The 19363-nt window shown below is 68.0% G+C and carries 16 protein-coding genes and 1 tRNA gene; 5 read left to right on the top strand and 12 right to left on the bottom strand.

Translation table 11 applies throughout. The features are described 5' to 3' along the window. The first annotated feature begins 19 nt into the window (after positions 1–19). Together argA and ACVK00_RS33070 are read left to right on the top strand one after the other, a co-directional pair. Positions 20–1399, top strand: coding sequence for an amino-acid N-acetyltransferase (gene argA, locus ACVK00_RS33075; RefSeq protein WP_011657403.1), 1380 nt, complete (start codon positions 20–22; stop codon positions 1397–1399). Between the two features lie 49 nt (positions 1400–1448). Continuing rightward, entirely contained in the window at positions 1449–1724 is a 276-nt protein-coding gene (locus ACVK00_RS33070) for an oxidative damage protection protein (RefSeq protein ID WP_006755553.1), read from the top strand. A gap of 147 nt (positions 1725–1871) precedes the next feature. On the opposite strand, the gene ACVK00_RS33065 is transcribed toward ACVK00_RS33070, so the two are convergent. The 3 genes from ACVK00_RS33065 to ACVK00_RS33055 all read right to left on the bottom strand — a co-directional run bounded on the left by ACVK00_RS33065 (position 1872) and on the right by ACVK00_RS33055 (position 6440). Beyond that, positions 1872–3305, bottom strand: coding sequence for an MFS transporter (locus tag ACVK00_RS33065; protein ID WP_228904883.1), 1434 nt, complete (start codon positions 3303–3305; stop codon positions 1872–1874). A gap of 163 nt (positions 3306–3468) precedes the next feature. Next, positions 3469–4689 carry a CaiB/BaiF CoA transferase family protein gene (locus ACVK00_RS33060; protein ID WP_284898909.1) on the bottom strand — a complete coding sequence of 407 codons (1221 nt, stop codon included), beginning with the start codon at positions 4687–4689 and terminating at the stop codon, positions 3469–3471. Beyond that, the gene (locus tag ACVK00_RS33055; protein WP_284898908.1) at positions 4686–6440 is read right to left on the bottom strand and encodes an acyl-CoA dehydrogenase family protein; all 1755 of its coding nucleotides are present in this window, start codon (positions 6438–6440) and stop codon (positions 4686–4688) included. Before ACVK00_RS33055 ends, ACVK00_RS33060 begins: the two co-directional genes overlap by 4 nt. A gap of 172 nt (positions 6441–6612) precedes the next feature. Between ACVK00_RS33055 and ACVK00_RS33050 the strand changes: the two genes are divergently transcribed. Next, positions 6613–7515, top strand: coding sequence for a LysR family transcriptional regulator (locus ACVK00_RS33050; RefSeq protein WP_354122994.1), 903 nt, complete (start codon positions 6613–6615; stop codon positions 7513–7515). A gap of 10 nt (positions 7516–7525) precedes the next feature. On the opposite strand, the gene ACVK00_RS33045 is transcribed toward ACVK00_RS33050, so the two are convergent. The 4 genes from ACVK00_RS33045 to ACVK00_RS33030 form a co-directional block, all read right to left on the bottom strand. After that, positions 7526–8944 carry an amino acid permease gene (locus tag ACVK00_RS33045; RefSeq protein WP_228904889.1) on the bottom strand — a complete coding sequence of 473 codons (1419 nt, stop codon included), beginning with the start codon at positions 8942–8944 and terminating at the stop codon, positions 7526–7528. Positions 8945–9036: 92 nt separating this feature from the next. Beyond that, positions 9037–10098, bottom strand: coding sequence for a porin (locus tag ACVK00_RS33040; RefSeq protein ID WP_284898929.1), 1062 nt, complete (start codon positions 10096–10098; stop codon positions 9037–9039). Between the two features lie 110 nt (positions 10099–10208). Beyond that, the gene (locus ACVK00_RS33035) at positions 10209–10595 is read right to left on the bottom strand and encodes a RidA family protein (RefSeq protein ID WP_354122995.1); all 387 of its coding nucleotides are present in this window, start codon (positions 10593–10595) and stop codon (positions 10209–10211) included. A 30-nt stretch (positions 10596–10625) separates the two neighbouring features. Next, entirely contained in the window at positions 10626–11840 is a 1215-nt protein-coding gene (locus tag ACVK00_RS33030; protein WP_284898901.1) for an amino acid aminotransferase, read from the bottom strand. A 191-nt stretch (positions 11841–12031) separates the two neighbouring features. Between ACVK00_RS33030 and ACVK00_RS33025 the strand changes: the two genes are divergently transcribed. Next, positions 12032–12514 (top strand): Lrp/AsnC family transcriptional regulator, encoded by a 483-nt coding sequence (locus ACVK00_RS33025; protein ID WP_034176545.1) that lies wholly within the window; start codon positions 12032–12034, stop codon positions 12512–12514. Between the two features lie 82 nt (positions 12515–12596). Then, positions 12597–12671: transfer RNA gene (locus tag ACVK00_RS33020), tRNA-Val, on the top strand. Positions 12672–12823: 152 nt separating this feature from the next. Here ACVK00_RS33020 and ACVK00_RS33015 read toward each other — a convergent pair. The 5 genes from ACVK00_RS33015 to ACVK00_RS32995 form a co-directional block, all read right to left on the bottom strand. Further along, positions 12824–14218: an aspartate aminotransferase family protein gene (locus tag ACVK00_RS33015; protein WP_284898881.1), complete on the bottom strand. Its 1395-nt coding sequence runs from the start codon at positions 14216–14218 to the stop codon at positions 12824–12826. A 28-nt stretch (positions 14219–14246) separates the two neighbouring features. Further along, complete coding sequence (locus tag ACVK00_RS33010; protein ID WP_165751698.1) at positions 14247–15584, bottom strand: glutamine synthetase family protein; 1338 nt, start codon at positions 15582–15584, stop codon at positions 14247–14249. A 12-nt stretch (positions 15585–15596) separates the two neighbouring features. Beyond that, positions 15597–16403: a gamma-glutamyl-gamma-aminobutyrate hydrolase family protein gene (locus ACVK00_RS33005; protein WP_284898879.1), complete on the bottom strand. Its 807-nt coding sequence runs from the start codon at positions 16401–16403 to the stop codon at positions 15597–15599. Positions 16404–17128: 725 nt separating this feature from the next. Continuing rightward, positions 17129–17926 (bottom strand): N-formylglutamate deformylase, encoded by a 798-nt coding sequence (gene hutG, locus ACVK00_RS33000; protein ID WP_228904900.1) that lies wholly within the window; start codon positions 17924–17926, stop codon positions 17129–17131. A gap of 59 nt (positions 17927–17985) precedes the next feature. Then, complete coding sequence (locus ACVK00_RS32995) at positions 17986–19362, bottom strand: formimidoylglutamate deiminase (protein ID WP_284898876.1); 1377 nt, start codon at positions 19360–19362, stop codon at positions 17986–17988. Position 19363: the final 1 nt, after the last annotated feature.

Here is a 19363-nt window from a genome sequence, read left to right as displayed (position 1 = left end):
GCGCATTATAATCCCGCCCATGAATTCCCAAACCGACCTCCCTCCCGCCCAGACCGGTGCCGCGACGCCGCCGGCTGCCGACGATTCGGCCGCCAGCCACGCGCAGTTCGTCGACTGGATGCGCTCCGTCGCGCCCTATATCCACAAGTTCCGCAACAGCACGTTCGTCGTGGGGTTCGGCGGCGAGGTGGTGCAGCAGGGACTCCTGAACGCGCTCGTGTCCGACATCGCGCTGCTGCAGGCGATGGGCATCCAGATCGTGCTGGTGCACGGCTCGCGCCCGCAGGTCGAGGAGCAGCTGAGCCTGCATGGTGTCGAATCCGAGTTTTCGCACGGACTGCGCATCACCGATGCGCGCGCGCTCGAATCCGCGAAGGAAGCGGCCGGCGAAGTGCGTCTCGACATCGAGGCCGCGATCAGTCAGGGTCTGCCGAACTCGCCGATGGCGCACGCGCACATCAGCGTCGTGTCCGGCAACTTCGTGACCGCACGGCCGGTGGGGATTCTCGACGGGGTCGATTTCGCGCACACGGGCATCGTGCGCAAGATCGACGCCGAATCGATCCGTCATTCGCTCGCGAGCCGCAAGCTCGTGCTGCTGTCGCCGCTCGGTTTCTCGCCGACCGGCGAAGCGTTCAACCTGTCGATGGAAGACGTCGCGTCGGCGGCCGCGATCGCGCTGCGCGCCGACAAGATCATCTTCCTGACCGAGGCGCCCGGCATCGTCGGCGACGAAGGCGAGCTGGTCCGTGAAATGTCGCTCGACGCAGCCGCCGAGCTGCTCGATTCCGGCAACGTCCAGGGCGACGACGCGTTCTTCCTGAAGCACTCGATCCGCGCGTGCCGTGGCGGCGTGACCCGTGCCCACCTGATCCCGCAGTCGCTCGACGGCAGCATGCTGCTCGAACTGTTCCTGCACGACGGCGTCGGCACGATGATCTCGTACGAGAATCTCGAGAGCCTGCGCGAAGCGACGCCGGACGACGTCGGCGGCATCCTGTCGCTGATCGAGCCGCTCGAGTCGGACGGCACGCTGGTACGGCGCGGCCGCCACCAGATCGAACGCGACATCGACCACTTCTCGGTGATCGAGCACGATGGCGTGCTGTTCGGCTGTGCGGCGCTGTATCCGTACCAGCAGGAAAAGATCGGCGAGATGGCGTGCCTGACGGTCGCGCCGGAAGCGCAGGGCTCGGGCGACGGCGAACGCCTGCTCAAGCGCATCGAGCAGCGCGCCCGCGCGCGCGGCCTCACGCATATCTTCGTGCTCACGACGCGCACCGAGCACTGGTTCCTCAAGCGCGGTTTCGTCAAGGTCAGCGTCGACGACCTGCCGGAAGACCGCCGCAAACTCTATAACTGGCAGCGCAAGTCGCTCGTGCTGATGAAGCAGCTCTGAGCGCAGGCACGACTGCCCTCCCCCAGTCCGATTACAGGAGAAGTACACGATGGCTCGAATGATTCAATGCGCGAAGCTCGGCAAGGAAGCCGAGGCTCTCGATTTCCCGCCGCTGCCGGGCGAACTCGGCAAGCGCATTTACGAAAGCGTGTCGAAGGAAGCGTGGCAAGGCTGGCTCAAGCAGCAGACGATGCTGATCAACGAGAACCGCCTGAACATGGCCGACCCGCGCGCGCGTCAGTACCTGATGAAGCAGACCGAGAAGTACTTCTTCGGCGACGGCGCGGACCAGGCGTCCGGCTTCGTGCCGCCGACGGAAGGCTGAGCACCGCGCATCGAGCGGGCCGGCCGTGCCGGCCTCGCGCGAAGCAGTGCAAGGCAAACGGCACCGTGCATCGCACGGTGCCGTTTGCTTTTGGGGACGGGCAATCGAGCCGATGCGAGTCTGCCCGGCGCATGCGATGCCGCCAGGTCAGGTCGCGCCGGCCTGCCCCGCCGGCTTCAACGTGCCGCGCTCGTCCGGCTGCGCGGACTCGCCGGCCGCGGCGTCGGCGCTCGCGCTTGCGCTTGCGATGCCCCATTCGGCCGCATCGCTGCGCTCGGCGCTCGACAGCTCATCCGCACGGTAGCCGGTGCGATTGAGCAGCGCGAGCATGCAGCCGAGCGACACGAGCGCGTACAGCCCCGACGCGATCGCGACGCCGACGATGCTGCCGGTCGCGTTCAGGATCGCCTGCGCGAGCACCGGCGTGCCGCCGCCGACGACGAGCGCGCTCAACTGATACGCGAGCGACAGGCCCGTATAGCGGATGTTGGCCGGAAACACGCGTGCGAGCACGCCGCCGACCGCACCGTAGAACATCGCCGACGGGATCGTCGAGATGCACATCCCCACGACGGCGACCCAGTACGACCGGGTCGCGAGTGCATGGAACATCACCGGCATCAGCACGATCTCGGGAATCAGGATCCAGCACATCGCGCGGCGCATGTCGATCTTCGACACGAACCACGCGCCGATCGGCTGCATCAGGAACTGCACGACGAGCGAGATCGACAGGATGCCGAGGAACGTGCCCTGCGCGTAGCCGAGCTCCTTGGTCGCCCACGACAGCGCGAACGTGCTGCGGAAATACGTGACGTTGATCACCGGCAGCGTGCCGGCCGCGAGCAGCACGACGGCCCAGTGGTCGCGCACGACGTCGCGCAGCGGCAGCTTCACCGTCCGCTTGCGCGCGAGCACGCGCTGCATGTCGATCGATTCCTCGAGCCGCAGCCGGATCACCATCCCGATGATCACGAGCACCGCCGACAGCAGGAACGGAATGCGCCAGCCCCACATCAGGAACGACGGCGTCGGCAACGCGCTCAACGCGAAGAAGGCGACCGTCGCGAGCAGGTTGCCGGTGGGCGAGCCCTGCTGAGCGAATGCCGCATACAGGATGCTGCGATGCTTCGGCGCGTTCTCGCTCGCGATCAGCACCGCACCGCCCCACTCGCCGCCGACCGCGATGCCCTGCAGCACACGCAGCACGACGAGGCCCGCGGGCGCCCACACGCCGATCGACGCATAGCCGGGCAAGAGGCCGATGCCGGTCGTGGCAAGCCCCATCATGATCAGCGTGATCACGAGCGCGGTCTTGCGGCCGACGCGATCGCCGAGATGCCCGAACACGATCCCGCCAAGCGGCCGCGCGGCGAAACCGGCCCAGAACGTGACGAACGCGAGCAGCGTCGCGACGCCGGGATCCATCGTGCTGGAAAAGAACACCTTGCCGAACACGAGCGCGGCGGCGGTGCCGTAGATGTAGAAGTCGTACCACTCGATCGTGGTGCCGACGAAGGCCGCGAGGGCGGCGCGGCCGGGCCTTGGCGGCACGGCGGACGGGGATTGCGGACGGCTCATCGATGTCTCCATGTTTGTGATCGGCGGCGCGACTGTCGCGCGCCTTGCCGGATGGCCGGCCTTGCGCCGCCGGCTGGCGGTGTTGCTTTACGGCTTTACGTTCTGCTGCTTTGCGTTCTGCTTCCTCGGCCGGGAACGCTCACCCGCGTGCCCCGTCGGCCGGTCACGTCTGGTCCGGCGCGACCTTCAGCACGCCGGCGTCGAGCAGTTGCTGCTGGAGCGCGGGATCGACGCCGAGGCGATCGAGCACCGCGCGCGTGTCGCGGCCGAGCGCCGGTGGCGGCGAGCGATAGGTCGCCGGCGTGCGCGACAGCTTCACCGGCGATGCGGTGCCGCGATATGCGCCGATCTCGACGAACAGCTCGCGGTGCAGCGCATGCGGGTCGCGCGCGACATCGGCGACCGTGCGCACCGGCCCGCACGGCACGCACGCCGCCATCAGGTCGCGCGCGAGCGGCTCGCACGGATGGGCGGCAAGCCGTGCCTCGAGTTCGGCCTTCAGCTCGGGCCGGTGCGCGCAGCGGCTGCGGTTGTCGACGAAGCGCGGATCGCCGGCGAGCGCCGGCGCGCCGAGATGCGCGACGAGCCGTGCGAACTGCCGGTCGTTGCCGACCGCGAGGAAGATCGGCACCGTCGCCGTGCGGTAGCTGTCGTACGGCGCGATGTTCGGATGCGCGTTGCCGCTGCGCTCGGGCACGCGCCCCGAGCCGAAGAAGTTCGGCAGGTGCGGATGCAGCAGCGACACGCCGCAGTCGTACAGCGCGATGTCGATCGACTGGCCCTGCCCGCTCTTCTCGCGCTCCGCGAGCGCGAGCAGGATGCCGGCCAGCGCGTTGAGCCCCGTGACCATGTCGACGATTGGCAACCCGATGCGCATCGCGTCGCCGTCGCGCTCGCCGTTGACGCTCATCAGCCCGGCCATCGCCTGGATCACCGCGTCGTAGCCAGGCAGCCCGCCGAGCGGACCGTCTGCGCCGAAGCCGGTCACCGCGCAGTGGATCAGGCGCGGGAAGCGCGGCCGCAGCTCGCGCGCGTAGTCCATCCCCCAGCGCGCGAGCGTGCCGGGCTTGAAGTTCTCGACGAGCACGTCGGCGTCGTCGAGCAGGCGCCACAGGATCGCGCGCCCTTCGTCGCGGGACAGGTCGAGCGCGAGCCCTTCCTTGTTGCGGTTCACGCCCATGAAATACCACGCGGTGTCGCCGAGGAACGGCGGCCCCCAGCCCCGCGTCTCGTCGCCGTCCGGCGGCTCGATCTTGATCACCGTCGCGCCGTGGTCGGCGAGCGCCTGCGTGCAGTACGGGCCGCCGAGCACGCGGCTCAGGTCGACGACCTTCAGGCCGTCCAGTGCGCCGCGCGTCGCGTTCGTCGTGTTCGTCACGTTCATCGTTCGACCTCCGGCAGCAGGTCGAGCGCCATGTCGAGCGGCACCGGCGTGCCGCGCACCAGCGCGTCGAACGCCATCGCTTCGTCGTCGCGCGACGACGGCGCGAACGGGTCGATCGGCAGCAGCTTGTGACGCACGATCAGGTGCGCGAGCGCAAGGCGCCGGTAATCGGGCGCGAGCCGCACGCCCTCGCACGCCATCAGCACGGCCGCGCTCGCGTAGTACAGCGCCGACGCGGCCTGCCGCACGCACGCGTCGTCGCCTGCCGCCGCAACCCGGGCGAGCGCATCGCATGCGCGCGCGAGAATGCGCCGCAGCGCCGCGCGACTTGCGTCGGGCAGCGGCGCCGCGCCGAGCCGATCGCCGAGGAAGGTGCGCAGCGCGTCCAGTGCCTGCTCGCGCTGCGCGGCGCGCGCGACGTCGAGCGCGACGATGTTGCTGGTGCCTTCCCAGATCGAGCCGAGATGCGCGTCGCGCACGATGCGCGCATCGCTCCATTCCTCGATGTAGCCGGTGCCGCCGCGCACCTCCATCGCGTCGCCGGTCACGCGGCGCGCATCGCGGCACGCGCGGAACTTGATCAGCGGCGTCAGGATGCGCACGCAGCGCGCGGCCTGCTCGTCGCCCGCATCCGCCTGCGGCAGCAGCAGCGCGATCTGCATGAACATCGCACGCGCGGCCTCGGCGGGCAGCAGCATCTTCATCAACTGGCGCTGCATCAGCGGCATCTCGATCAGCGTGCGGCCGAACGCCGTGCGGTGCGCGGCCACGTGCAGCGACTCGTTCAGCGCGCGCCGCATCAGCCCGGCCGCGCGCACGCCGTTCGACAGCCGCGACATGTTGATCATGTCGGCCATCTGGTGAAAACCGCGGCCGATCTCGCCGATCAGGTAGGCCTGCGCGCCTTCGAGCGCGATCTCGCCGCTCGCCATCGACCGGCTGCCGAGCTTGTCCTTCAGCCGCACGATCCGGTAGCGGTTACGCGTGCCGTCCGGCAGTGTCTTCGGCAGCAGGAACAGCGCGAGCCCCTTGATGCCGTCCGGCGCGCCGTCGGGCCGCGCGAGCACCATCGCCAGATCGGCGTCGGCGTTCGAGCAGAACCACTTGTCTCCGTACAGGCGCCACACCGCTTCGCCCGGCGCGTGCGTTTCGCGCACCGCGCGCGTCGCGATGCGGCCGACGTCGGAGCCGGCCGCCTGCTCGGTCATGAACATCGCGCCCTGGAACAGCGTGTCGAAATCGCGCGACGCGAGCCTCGGCAGGTAGTGCTCGACGAGCGCCGGTTCGCCGAAACGGCGCAGCGTGCGCGTGAGCGAGTCGGTCATGCTGACCGGGCAGCACAGCCCGAATTCCGCCTGCACGAACAGGAACGTCAGCGCGTACTTGACGAGCGGCGCCACCGCCTCGGGCTGGTGGCTCAGCGCCGCGAGCCCGAGTTCGGAATACGCGACGCGTTCGAGCGCGACGTACGCCGGGTCCTTGTCGATCCGCTGCACGGCCTCGCCGCGCCGGTTGCGATGTTCGAGCACGGGCGGATGCTTGTCCGCGCGCGACGCCCATTCGTCGAGTTCGCCCGACACGCGCGCGCCGAGTGCATGCAGTTGCGGTTCGAGTCGTGCGTATTGGGCGGCGCCGAGGTGCAGCCTCAGCAACGCGCCGAGATCGGGATCGGCCGTGAAGAAATTGATGCCCCGGCTGTCGGGGATGTTGCCGGATGCGCCGGCGTCCGGCGTGCGAGCGGTGTCGTTCATGCATGCGTCTCCATGGTGGCCCGGCTGCCGGCCGGCGCCCGCACCGTGGCGGCGCGGCGGCCGATGCCAGGCGTTACGCAGAGCCTAGGCGCGTGATCGATAAGCGTCCAATACAGGATTTGTCCGGTACGATAGACAGAATTTATCGTTGCCGGAGCCGGGAGGAGACAGCATGGAACTGCGGCAGTTGCGCTACTTCGTGGCGGTCGCCGAGGAACTGCATTTCGGGCGCGCGGCGAAGCGCTTGTTTATCTCGCAGCCGGCGCTGAGCTTCGACATCCGCAAGTTCGAGGAAGCGCTCGGCGTGCAGCTCTTTTCACGCACCAACAAGACGGTCGCGCTGACCAATGCGGGCGCGGTGCTGCTCGGCGAAGCGCGCCGGCTGCTGCTGCAGGCGAGCGAGGCCGAGCGTCTCACGGTGCGCTCGGCGTCCGGTCTCGCGGGTCGGCTGCGGATCGGCTTCGTCCATTCGATGCTGTATCGCGGGCTGCCCGATGCGGTGCAGCGCTTCGAGGCCGACTATCCGGGCGTGGAGATCGTGCTGAGCGAGATGAACACGCACGCGCAGGTGCAGGCGGTCCAGCGCGGCCAGATCGATCTCGGTTACGCGCACTGGGGCCACTGCCCGCCCGAGGTCGAATCGACGCCCGTCTACGCGGAACCCTTCGTATGCTGCCTGCCGGCCGCGCATCCGCTCGCGCGGCGCCGGCAGGTCGCGCTCGCCGCGCTAGCCGCGGAGCCGTTCATCCTGTTTCCGCGCGACGCGGCGCCGCACTATCACGACCTGACCATCGCGCAATGCGTGAACGCGGGATTCAGCCCGCTGATCCGTCACGAGGCGCGGCTGTGGCAGACGATCCTGTCGATGATCGAGTTCGGGATGGGCGTCGCGCTGGTGCCGCGCGTGCTGCAGCAGGTGAAGAGCGACCGGCTCGCGTTCCGGCCGCTGAAGGATGCGTCGCTCGAATCGCGCACGCTGGAACTGAAGCGCAGCGGCACCGCCGAACCGGTCGCGCTGCGCTTCGCCGACTACGTGCGCGCGTCGATCGACGCGCTGCCTGCGCTCGCGGGGTGAGCCGCCGCCGCTACTTCGCGTCCGGCTGCAGCACCGGCTGCGCGCGCCGGTACCACACCGCGTACACGACCGACAACGCGATCAGGAACGGAATGCCGAAGATCAGCGTCATGTGGAATTCGGCGGTGAAGTAGGTCGTCACCATCACCGCGAGCATCAGCGCCGCGCCGAGCAGTGTCAGCAGCGGAAAGCCGCGCATCCGGAACGCGGGCGCCGGCAGGCCAAGCGCCGCGCGACGCCGCCGGAAGCAGTAGTGCGTGACGAAGATCATCATCCACGTGAACAACGCGCCGAACATCGACACCGACATCATGATCGTGAACGATGCATCCGGATACAACACGCTCAGCACCGTCGCGAGCGCGATGCCAAGCGTCGACAGCATCAGCGCACCGAACGGCACGCCGCGCGCGTTCACCTCGCCGAGCGCCTTCGGTGCGTGGCCCGCGCGCGACAGGCTGAACATCATCCGCGTCGTGATGTAGAGCTGGCTGTTCATCGCGGACAACGCGGCGATCAGCACCACGAAGTTGATCAGCCCGGCCGCGCCCGGCAGGTGGATCGCCTCCATCACCTTCACGAACGGGCTCTCGTCGCGCCCCGCCGCCGTCCACGGCACGATCGCGAGCATCAGCGCGAGCGTGACGAGGTAGAACAGCACGAGCCGCACGATCGTCGAGCGGAACGCGCTCGTCACCGCGCGCTCGGGATCTTCCGCCTCGCCCGCCGCGACCGCGATCATCTCGATGCTCAGGTAGCTGAAGATCGACACGATCACCGCGACCCACATCCCCCACATGCCCTTCGGAAAGAAGCCGCCGCGATCGGTGTAATGATGGAAACCCGCGCGCGCCGCGCCGTCGCCGACCAGCGCCGGATTGCCGAAGACGACGTACGCGCCGAGCACGATGAAGCCGACGATCGCCGCGATCTTCACGACCGAGAAACCGTATTCGACCGCACCGAACACGTCGACGCTGCGCGCGTTGACGAACACGAGCAGCGCCGAGAAGCCGACGATCCACAGCCAGCCCGGCACGCCCGGGAACCAGTACTTCATGTACAGCGCGATCGCGGTGACTTCGGTGCCGACCGCGAGCACGATGCACGCCCAGTACGCATAGCGCACGAGAAACCCGGCCCACGGGCTCACGTAATGTTCGGCGTAGGCGCCGAACGATCCGGAGGTCGGGTGCGCGACCGTCATCTCCGCGAGACAGCCCATCAGCAACAGCGAGATGAACGCGCCGATCGCGTAACTGACGAGCACGCTCGGGCCCGCGAAGCCGATCGCGAACCCGCTGCCGAGAAACAGACCGGTGCCGATCGCACCGCCGATCGCGATCATCGCCATCTGTCGTGCGGAAAGCGTGCGGCGCAGACCGTGCTCGCGCGCCGCGATGTGCTGGAATTGCCCTTCTGGTTGCATCGAATGACCTCGTTCTAAAGCGTCAGTCCGGTCGAAACGTCCACGGCGCACGGGCCGGTGCCGGACCGCACCGGCCACCGCGCGCCGCGTACTCAGAACAGGTGGCGCAGGCCGGCCGCGATGCCCGTCTGGTTGCCGCGTCCGGGCATTTCGGTGAACGCGCCGCCGCTCACCCGGTTGTAGTCGAGCGTCGCATAGACCTGCGTCGCCTTCGACAGCGCGTACTCGGCCTCGAGCACGCCCGTATAGCGCTTGCCGCCGTTACCTGCCACGCCGTTCACGTTGCGGATGTCGTCGTAGTAACCGACGCCCGTCACCGATACCGCCGGCGTGACCTTCACACTCACGCCGGTATAGAAGATCGCGTCGCGGCGCGGGTTGTCGGCGAACGAACCGTAGGTCACGTCGCGGCCCGGCGCGTTCAGCAGCTGCCGATCGAGCATGCCCGTGCGGTCGATGCCGCCGAGATAGCCGGCGTACAGCGTCGCCGCGCCGAACGCGTAGCGTGCGCCCGCGCCCCATGCCTGCTGTGCACGGCTGTTCAGGTCACGCACCTGCTGGTAGGTCGCGCCGACCATCAGTCCGCCGAGCGTGTACGACACGTGCGTGCCCCAGTACGCATTCGCGCCGAGGCTGCCCGCGACGCCGCCGAAACCGTAGCTCGCGCCGACGTCCAGGCCGCCGAACGTGCCGTCGTAGCTGACGGCGTTGCTTGCGCGGCCCTGCGTGAGGAAGTACGGCCACATGTTGGCCGTGTAGTTGCCGACCGTCAGCGGATCGAGATCGCCAAACAGGTTGAACGCCTCGGTCGCCTGCCGGCCGAGCTTCACGGTGCCCCAGTCGCTCGCGAGGCCGACATACGCGTAGCGGCCGAACAGCGCGCCGTCGAGCTGCCCGTTCTGCGGCTCGAAGCCGCTCTCGAGCTGGAAGATCGCCTTCATGCCGCCGCCGAGCGCTTCGCTGCCCTTCAGGCCCCAGCGGCTGTTGGTGATCGCGCCGTTGGTCATCTGCACGCTCGCGTCGTTCGACGCATTCGCATGCGTCGTGTAGCGGATGCTCTGGTCGACGATGCCGTACAGCGTCACGCTGCCCTGCGCCATCGCGCCGCTCGCGGCGAGCATGCCCGCCATCGTCGGTAGTGCTAATCGAATCATTCTCGTCATGTTCGTCTCCATCCTTGTCTTTATCCTTGTTGCACTTCTTGGGGTTTTCTGGTGATTGCGGGTGATTACGGGTACTGCAAGCCGCGCCACGCGGCATGGTGCTAGTCGCGCGCCGCCGGCAGCGCGACGTACGCGACGAGTTCGACGCGCATCGTCGGATGCGCGAAGCCCTGCACGCCCACGCATGTGCGGTTCGGATACGGTTCGCGGAAGTGGCGCCGGTATTCGGCGTCGAATTCCGGCATCGCCTTCACGTCGGACAGATAGACAAGCACCTGCGCGACGTCGTCCATCGTCGCGCCGGCCGCCGCGACGGCCTTCGCGAGATTGTCGAGCGTGGTGCGCGCCTGGTCGGTCATCGTGTCGCCGGCGATCGTGCCGGATGCATCGACCGGCCCGTGGCCGGTAAACATCAGTCCGCCCGCGCGGGTTGCCCACGAGAACGGCTGGGCCAACTGCGGCAAGTCGACCGGGATCGTGTCTGCCATGGTGTCCTCCTTCGGTTCGGGATCGGCCGCTCAGGCGGCCTGGCGCGACGTGCCGCCGAGCACGTCGGCGATCGCGTTCGCGACATGGTCGACGTTCGCGTCGTTCAGGCCGGCAATGCACATGCGGCCCGAGCGCAGCAGGTAGACGCCGTGCGACGCACGCAGGCGGTCCACGTCGGTCGCGGCGATGCCCGTATAGCTGAACATCCCGCGCTGCGTGACGAGTGCATCGAACGCGGGTGCGGGCAGGCGCGCGTCGAGCCGCGCCTTCAGCGCGCCGCGCATGCGCTTGATGCGCGCGCGCACCTCCGCGACTTCGTCCTCCCAACACGCGCGCAGCACGTCGTCGTTCAGCACGGTCGACACGAGCTGCGCGCCGAACAGCGGCGGACTCGAATAGGTGCGGCGCACGCCGGCTTGCAACTGGCTCAGCACCGTCGCCGCTTCGCCCGCGCTCGCGCAGACGATCGACAGCCCGCCGACGCGCTCGCCGTACAGCGAGAAATTCTTCGACAACGAGTTGCTGACGATCGCCGGCAGCCCGGCTTCGACGATCGCGCGCACGGCCCAGGCGTCGTCGTCGAGCCCGTCGCCGAAGCCCTGGTACGCCATGTCGAGGAACGGAATCAGCCCGCGGCGCGCGAGCACGTCGATCACCGCGCGCCACGCGTCGCGGCCGAGGTCGAGGCCCGTCGGGTTGTGACAGCACGGCTGCAGCAGCACGATGCTGCGCGCGGGCAGCGCATCGAGCGCCGCGAGCATCGCGTCGACGCGAAGATCGTTGCGCGCTTCGTCGTAGTACGGATACGTGTGCACGTCGAGGCCGGCCGCCGAGAAGATCACGCGATGGTTGTCCCACGTCGGATCGCTGATCCAGATCGCGCTGTCGGGGAAATAGCGCTTCACGAACTCGGCGCCGAGCCGCAGCGCGCCCGAGCCGCCGAGCGTCTGCAGTGTCGCGATGCGCCCTTGCGCGAGCGCCGCGCAGCCGGCGCCGAACACGAGACGCTGCACGCCGTGCCGGTACGCGGCGAGCCCTTCCATCGGCAGATACGTGTGCGGCGCGCCGGCTTCGCGCAGGCGCTCGGCCGCCAGACGCGTGCTCTCCAGCACCGGGATGCGGCCCGCGTCGTCGTAGTAGAGGCCGATGCTGAGGTTGACCTTGTGCGGATGCGCATCCTGCTGGAACGCCTGAAACAGCGACAGGATCGGGTCGCCCGGATAGGCGGGAACATGTTCGTACATGGCGGAATGACGGTAGGAGTTGAAGGCGGCGATACGGCCGGCGGCGTGACAGCGCGTCAGGCCGTGCGGTCGAGGCATGGGGCGCATGTTATCGAGGACGAAATAGAATGAGCTTCACTTTTCGATGACGAATCGCGTCGATTGCAGTAGAGTCTGCGCCTGGTATCTCAAAATTCACGGGATTCTGCGAAATGACTTTGGATCGAACCGACATGCGGATCCTGCGGCACCTCGAGCGGGACGGCCGCATCAGCAATCAGGACCTCGCGAACGCGGTCGCGCTGTCGCCGTCGGCGTGCCTGCGGCGCGTGAAGCTGCTCGAGGAACGCGGCGCCATTGCGGGGTACCGCTGCACGATCGAGCCGAAGAAGGTCGGCGTCGCGTTCGAGGCGCTGGTGCATGTGTCGATGCGGCCGGACGTGCCCGAGTGGCACGACCGGTTCGTCGAGGCGATCCAGGCGTGGCCGGAAGTGATCGCCGCGCAGATCGTGACGGGCGGCTCGAACTACGTGCTGACGGTGCGGGCGCGCGACCTCGACCACTACTCGGACTTCGTGATCAACCGGCTGCACCGCGCGGCGGGCGTGATGTCGATCAATTCGAGCATCGTGCTCGCGACGCTCAAGCGCGACGGCTCGATCCTCGATCTCGTCGAGCCGTCGACGGCCGGCTGATGGATTGCTGCACGAGCCCGAAAAATATTTGGAGAAAGGGCTTTACGAACCCTAAAAGCTCTGACATAATTTCAGCTTCTTTGGGCGGTTAGCTCAGCGGTAGAGCACTGCCTTCACACGGCAGGGGTCACTGGTTCGATCCCAGTACCGCCCACCAAAGAATTCAAGGGCCTGCGTCTCACGACGCAGGCCCTTTTCGTTTTGCGGTCGCTTTTCTGCGCCCCTCCTCTGCTGCCGAATGCTTCGGGCTCGCCCACCCCGTTCAAGAGTCGGCGCTTCGACGGCATGTCATCGAAGCACCGCGACCATTCACTTGCCTCGCCCCACCCGCTCCGCCGTCGCGTCGAACGCACGCCGCGCCTTGTCGACGATCTCGTCGACTTCCTCCTCCCGGATCACGAGCGGCGGCGACAGCAGCATCCGGTCGCCGGTCGCACGCATGATCAGGTTGCCGTTGAAACAGAAGTCGCGGCAGATCGTGCCGATATCGACGTCCGCGCCGAATCGCTCGCGCCGGCTCCGGTCGCGCGCCAGCTGAACGCCCGCGACCAGCCCCGCTCCCGCGATCTCGCCGACGATCGGATGATCGCCGAGGGCTTCCCGCAGCCGGCGCTGGAAATACGGCCCGATGTCGCGCTTCACGCGCTCGACGATCCCTTCGTCGCGCAGCAGCTTCAGGTTCGCGACCGCGACGGCCGCCGCCACCGGGTGACCCGAGTACGTGAGGCCGTGATTGAATTCGCCGTTGTCGATGATCGGGCGCGCGATGCGCTCGTGAATGCCCACCGCGCCCATCGGCACGTAACCCGACGTCAGGCCCTTGGCCATCGTGATCAGGTCCGGCTCGAAGCCGAAGTGCTGATGCGCGAACCATTCGCCGGTGCGCCCGAAGCCGCCGATCACTTCGTCGGCGACGAGCAGGATGTCGTACTTGCGGCAGATCCGCTGGATTTCCGGCCAGTACGTCGACGGCGGGAAGATCACGCCGCCCGCGCCCTGGAACGGCTCGCCGATGAACGCGGCGACGTTCTCCGCGCCGAGTTCGAGAATCTTCGCCTCGAGCTGCTGCGCGCGTGCCAGGCCGAACGCTTCGGGCGTCTCGCCGGCTTGCGCTTCGCCGAAGAAATACGGCTGGTCGATGTGCACGATGTGCTCGACCTTCGACGGCATCTGCTCGTGCATGTAGCCCATTCCACCGAGCGTGCCGCCCGCGATCGTCGAGCCGTGGTAGCCATTCTTGCGCGAGATCACGAACTTCTTCTGCGGCTTGCCCTGCACGCGCCAGTACTGGTGCACGACGCGCAGCACGGTGTCGTTGCCTTCCGAGCCGCTGTTGCAATAGAAGAAGTGGTTGAAGCCCGCGGGCGTGACTTCGGCAAGCAGCGCCGACAGTTCGATCACCGGCGGGTGCGTGGTCTTGAAGAACGTGTTGTAGAACGGCAGTTCCTGCAACTGGCGATACGCGGCGTCGGCGAGTTCCTTGCGGCCGTAGCCGACGTTCACGCACCAGAGGCCGGCCATCCCGTCGATCACCTTGTTGCCGTCGGAGTCCCACAGGTAGACGCCGTCGGCCTTCACGATCACGCGGCTGCCCGCGCGATTGAGCGCGCCCATGTCAGAGAACGGGTGAATATGGTGCGCGGCGTCGAGCGCGCGGTATTCGGCGGTCGAGTGCGGCGGGAAGGCTTCGTTTCGATCGGTCATGTTTCCTCCGTAAAACAGCGCCGCACACTCACACGTGCAGCAGCAAATGGCGGCGTTCCCACGAGCTGATCACGCGGAAGAACGCTTCGTATTCGGTTTCCTTCAGCGCCAGGTACGCCTTCACGAACTTGTCGCCGAGAATGCCGGCGAGCGGCGTGCACGCGGCCATCAGCGAGATGCCCTCCTCGAGATTGCGCGGCAGCTGGTACGGCAGGTCGTAGCCGTCGGACGCGATCGGTTCGGTCGGCGCGAGTTGCTGCGTGAGGCCGAGATAGCCGGCCGCGAGCGTGGCCGCGAACGCGAGGTACGGGTTGCAGTCGACGCCCGGAATCCGGTTCTCGATGCGCCGCGCGACCGGCGTCGACTGCGGGATGCGGAAGCCGACCGTGCGGTTGTCGTAGCCCCACTGCACGTTGATCGGCGCGGCCATGAAGCGCGACAGCCGGCGATACGAGTTGATGTACGGCGCGAAGATCGGCATCAGCGCGGGCGTGTACTTCTGCAGCCCCGCGAGATAGCTGTGGAACATCGGCGACACGACCCCGTCTTCTTCGGCGAACAGGTTGCGACCGGTGTGCACATCGGCGAGGCTCTGGTGGATGTGCATCGCGGAGCCCGGCTCGCCTTCCATCGGCTTGGCCATGAATGTCGCGTACATGTTGTGCCGCAGCGCCGCCTCGCGCACCGTGCGCTTGAACAGGAACACCTGGTCGGCCAGCGACAGCGCGTCGCCGTGCACGAAGTTGATCTCCATCTGCGCGGCGCCGACTTCGTGGATCAGCGTCTCGATGTCGAGCCCCTGCATCTCGCAGTATTCGTAGATGTCCTCGAACAGCGGATCGAACTCGTTGACCGCCTCGATCGAATACGACTGCCGGCCGGTTTCCGCGCGGCCGGTGCGCCCGATCGGCGGACGCAACGGCAGGTCGGGATCCGCGTTCATGTCGACCAGATAGAACTCGAGCTCGGGCGCGACGACGGGATTCCAGCCCTTCGCCTTGTACAGGTCGAGCACGCGGCGCAACACGTAGCGCGGCGAGATCTCGACCGGCGAGCCATCGAAATGCACGCAATCGTGGATCACCTGCGCGGTCGGATCGACGGCCCACGGAACCAGGCAGATCGTCGATGGATCGGGCACGCACACCATGTCGGGATCGGTCACGCCTGTCAGCGTGCCGTCCTCCGGATAGTCGCCCGTGACGGTCTGCACCATCACGGCCTGAGGCAGGCGCATCGATTCGCCGGATTCGAATTTGTTGCGCGGAATGATCTTGCCGCGCGCGATGCCGGCCATGTCGGGAATGATCGCCTCGACTTCGGTGATGCGGTGCTGACGCAGGAATTCGCTCAGTTCGGGTTGCATGATCGGCCTCGTTCAGTCGATGTCGGATGCGGCTTGCGACGGCATGGTGCCGCCGGCCGCATGAATGCGGTGTGTCATGCGCGCGCGGCACGCCGCGCCGAATGCCGCGAAGATGTCGCGCGACAGCGGCTGTTCCGCGAAACGCCATTCGGGATGCCACTGCACGCCGAGCGCGAACGCGCGCGCACCGCGCACGCTGACCGCCTCGATCAGCCCGTCGGGCGCGCTCGCTTCGACCGCGAGCCCCGCGCCGAGCCGCGCGACGCCCTGGTCGTGCAGCGAATTGACCATCGCGTCGTGCGCGCCGCGCGCGATTCGTTGCAGCAGGCCGCCCGGCGCAAGCTGAATGCGATGCGCGGGGCCGTACTGGCGCTCGAGCGGATCGCCGTCGCGCTCGCGATGGTCATGGAAACCGGGGCTCGCATGCAGCCGCTGATGCAGCGTGCCGCCGTACGCGACGTTCAGCTCCTGCATGCCGCGGCAGATCGCGAGCACCGGCACGCCGGCATCGATCGCCGCGCGGATCAGCGGCAGCGCGGTCGCATCGCGCGCGGGGTCGTGCAGCGTGTCAGGCGTACTCGCCGGGCCGCCGTAGTGATGCGGCTCGACGTTCGAATAGCTGCCGGTCAGCAGCAGCCCGTCGACGGACGCAACGATCGCGTCGACCGGCTGCCGCGCACCCAGTGCGGGCAGCACGAACGCCAGCGCGCCGGCGCCGTCGACCAGCGCGACGAGATACTTCTCGCCGGCCGTGTGGTTCGGATGGGCGCCGCGCAGGATGCGGTCGGCGGTGACGGCTACGATCGGGCGTGCTCGCATGATCGCCTCCGCGATAAGCGCGCGACGCGTCCGGACGCGCAGGACGATGGAAGCCCGCCGTGGCGAAGCATGCGCCCGTGCGCGATCATGCCGCGCGCACGGTGCGGCAACAGACGGTACGACCCGATGCGAACACGGAAAACGACACTAGGGCAACAATGAAGCGCTGCCGTCGCGCTGCACCGCGCTGAACAGGTGCGCGGTCACGAGGTTGAAGCGGCGCAGGCCGCGATGGGACACAGCGAAGAAACCAGGCTCGCGTATGAGGGCGGCGCGCGTGCCGCGATCAGCATGCCGGATCGGCCCGGCCTGAGGCGGCGCGCCCGCCGACGGACTTCGGGTCCGGCGTATCGAAGGGCTGGCGGCTTTCACGATCGTACTCGACTGACTGATGAAGACAGGACACGTGTCGCGGTGAAGCGCAGGCGGCAATGCCGTGCGGCGACACGTAGGCAAGGTGTCTCGCATCGGATTCCGGCACGGTACGGCGCCAATCGACGCCGTCGCCGCCGGTGCGCGCGTGACGACTTCCTGACATTCAGCTTATATCACCTAAAAATTGCGTCAAATTTTAGGGTGCCGATCCCGACATCGATCAGACAAAAAAAACGGCATCGACCGTTCGGATCGATGCCGTTTTGTGCGCTGCGTCAGCCTGCACACCGCGTGCCGGCAAGCCAGTGCGGAAAATATTACCGCACCGCCGCACGCAGCGTGCCGACGGATCAGCGATGCGCGAGCGCGGTTTCGACGAGCGTTTGCAGCAGCGGCACGAGCCGCGCGGCGCGCGCTTCGTCGTACGCGTACGGACGCGTCTCTTCCATGTAGGTGATCTGCGACAGTTCGAGTTGCACGGCTTCGACGCCGGTGGCGGGCACGCCGTAGTGACGTGTGATGTAGCCGCCCTTGAACCGCCCGTTCGCGACCGCCGTATAACCGCCGTGCGCGTTCACGCATGCGGCCAGCGCCTCGGCAAGGCCGGGCGCGGCGCTCGCGCCGCTCGACGTGCCGAAGTTGAAGTCCGGCAGGCGGCCTTCGAAGAAACGCGGCACGTGCGAGCGGATCGAATGCGCTTCCCACACGAGCACGCGGTCATGCTCGCGCTTCAGGCGCGCGATCTCGCCTTGCAGCGCGTCGTGATACGGGCGCCAGTAGCGGTCGCGGCGGCGCATGATCTCGTCGTTGCCGGGCAGCGCGTTCGGCGGATACAACGGCGCCTTGTCGAACGTGTCGACCGGCACGAGCCCGGTCGTATCCTGTCCCGGGTACAAGTTCTCGTTGTCGGGCGGACGGTTCAGGTCGACGACGTAACGCGCGTGCGACGGCACGAGGATCGATGCGCCGAGCGTCGCCGCAAACCCGTACAGCCGCTCGAGATGCCAGTCGCAATCGTCGACGAAGCGCGCATCGGGCGTCATCGTCGCGGCGATGTCGTCGGGGATGTGGGTGCCTGCGTGCGGGATCGAGATCAGCAGCGGCAGCGTGCCCTGCTTCAGCGTGAATACAGCCGGTTGTTCAGTCATGTCGCCTCACCGTAAAAGTCTGCCGGCGCACGCGCGCGGCGTGCGCCGGGTGCCGCGCGTCAGCGCAGCAGTTGCGCCAGCGCGGCGCGGTAGTCGGCATAAGCAGCGGTTTCGTCGCGATGACGGCGGCCGCTCACGACGCGTTCGCCGCCGGTGTAGACGTCGAGCACCGGCGTATCGCCGTGCTCGGCGAACACCGCGCCCGACAGCCACGCCGCGCTGCCGTGTTCGGCGATCGCGGGATGATCGGGATCGAGCACGAGCCAGTCGGCGCGGCAGCCTTCACGCAGCGCACCGATGCGCCGCCCGCTTGCCTGCGCGCCGCCCGCGAGCGATGCGTCGAACAACCGGTCGGCGACATGCGCCTGCGTGTCGCTCGCGAGCACGTTGCGCGCGCGATGCACGAGCCGCTGCCCGTATTCGAGCAGGCGCAACTCCGAGCGCCAGTCGACCGATGCGTGGCTGTCCGAGCCGACACCGATCACGCCGCCCTGCGCAAGATAGTCGAGGGCCGGGAACACGCCGTCGCCGAGGTTCGCTTCGGTGGTCAGGCAGAGGCCCGCCACCGCGCGACGCTTCGCGAGCGCCGCCGTTTCGGCCGCATCGACGTGCGTCGCGTGCACGAGGCACCAGCGCGCGTTGACGTCGAAGCGATCGAGCAGCCATTGCACGGGCCGCGCGCCGTAGGCACGCACGCAGTCGTCGACTTCGGCCGTCTGCTCGGCGATGTGGATATGCACCGGCGCGTCGTCGGGCAGGCCGTCGAGCAGCACGCGCAGCCCGTTCTCGGACACCGCGCGCAGCGAGTGCGGCGCGACGCCGTAGCGCAGCCCGCCGTGCTCGGGCGCGACGCGGCGCATCGCGTCGAGCAGTTCGAGCAGGCCGTCCGGCGTGTTGATGAAGCGGCGCTGGTCGTCGCGCGGCGGCTTGTTGCCGAAGCCGGCGAACTGGTACGACACGGGCAGCATCGTGATGCCGATGCCGGCCGAGCGCGCCGCGTCGATCACGCGCGTGCCGAGCTCCGCGAGCTGCGGATAGCGCGAGCCGTCCTGCGCGTGATGCACGTAGTGGAATTCGCACACCGACGTATAGCCGCACTTGAGCATCTCGACGTACAGCCAGCGCGCGATCGCCGCGAGCGCGTCGGGCGTGATCTTCAGCGCGAAGCGGTACATCAGGTCGCGCCAGCTCCAGAAGCTGTCGGCGGGATTCGCACGGTATTCGGTGAGCCCCGCCATCGCGCGCTGGAACGCGTGCGAATGCAGGTTCGGCATGCCGGGCAGCACGGGCCCGGCCGCGCGCGCGACGCCCGCCGGCGCATCGGTGTCGGGCGTCACGTCGGTCAGCGTGCCGGCCGCGTCCCAGCGCAGCAGCACGTTGCGGCGCCAGCCGTCGGGCAGGTAGGCATGGTCCGCGAACAGCGTCATTTCGGTCATG

This window comes from Burkholderia sp. PvR073, from assembly GCF_054055695.1.
This window is presented reverse-complemented; position numbering and strand designations above follow the sequence as displayed.

Bases quoted from the DNA above. Each gene is read 5' to 3' on its own strand.
- argA (WP_011657403.1), top strand. From the start codon at position 20: ATGAATTCCCAAACCGACCTCCCTCCCGCCCAGACCGGTGCCGCGACG.
- ACVK00_RS33070 (WP_006755553.1), top strand. From the start codon at position 1,449: ATGGCTCGAATGATTCAATGCGCGAAGCTCGGCAAGGAAGCCGAGGCT.
- ACVK00_RS33065 (WP_228904883.1), bottom strand. From the start codon at position 3,305: ATGAGCCGTCCGCAATCCCCGTCCGCCGTGCCGCCAAGGCCCGGCCGC.
- ACVK00_RS33060 (WP_284898909.1), bottom strand. From the start codon at position 4,689: ATGAACGTGACGAACACGACGAACGCGACGCGCGGCGCACTGGACGGC.
- ACVK00_RS33055 (WP_284898908.1), bottom strand. From the start codon at position 6,440: ATGAACGACACCGCTCGCACGCCGGACGCCGGCGCATCCGGCAACATC.
- ACVK00_RS33050 (WP_354122994.1), top strand. From the start codon at position 6,613: ATGGAACTGCGGCAGTTGCGCTACTTCGTGGCGGTCGCCGAGGAACTG.
- ACVK00_RS33045 (WP_228904889.1), bottom strand. From the start codon at position 8,944: ATGCAACCAGAAGGGCAATTCCAGCACATCGCGGCGCGCGAGCACGGT.
- ACVK00_RS33040 (WP_284898929.1), bottom strand. From the start codon at position 10,098: ATGATTCGATTAGCACTACCGACGATGGCGGGCATGCTCGCCGCGAGC.
- ACVK00_RS33035 (WP_354122995.1), bottom strand. From the start codon at position 10,595: ATGGCAGACACGATCCCGGTCGACTTGCCGCAGTTGGCCCAGCCGTTC.
- ACVK00_RS33030 (WP_284898901.1), bottom strand. From the start codon at position 11,840: ATGTACGAACATGTTCCCGCCTATCCGGGCGACCCGATCCTGTCGCTG.
- ACVK00_RS33025 (WP_034176545.1), top strand. From the start codon at position 12,032: ATGACTTTGGATCGAACCGACATGCGGATCCTGCGGCACCTCGAGCGG.
- ACVK00_RS33015 (WP_284898881.1), bottom strand. From the start codon at position 14,218: ATGACCGATCGAAACGAAGCCTTCCCGCCGCACTCGACCGCCGAATAC.
- ACVK00_RS33010 (WP_165751698.1), bottom strand. From the start codon at position 15,584: ATGCAACCCGAACTGAGCGAATTCCTGCGTCAGCACCGCATCACCGAA.
- ACVK00_RS33005 (WP_284898879.1), bottom strand. From the start codon at position 16,403: ATGCGAGCACGCCCGATCGTAGCCGTCACCGCCGACCGCATCCTGCGC.
- hutG (WP_228904900.1), bottom strand. From the start codon at position 17,926: ATGACTGAACAACCGGCTGTATTCACGCTGAAGCAGGGCACGCTGCCG.
- ACVK00_RS32995 (WP_284898876.1), bottom strand. From the start codon at position 19,362: ATGACCGAAATGACGCTGTTCGCGGACCATGCCTACCTGCCCGACGGC.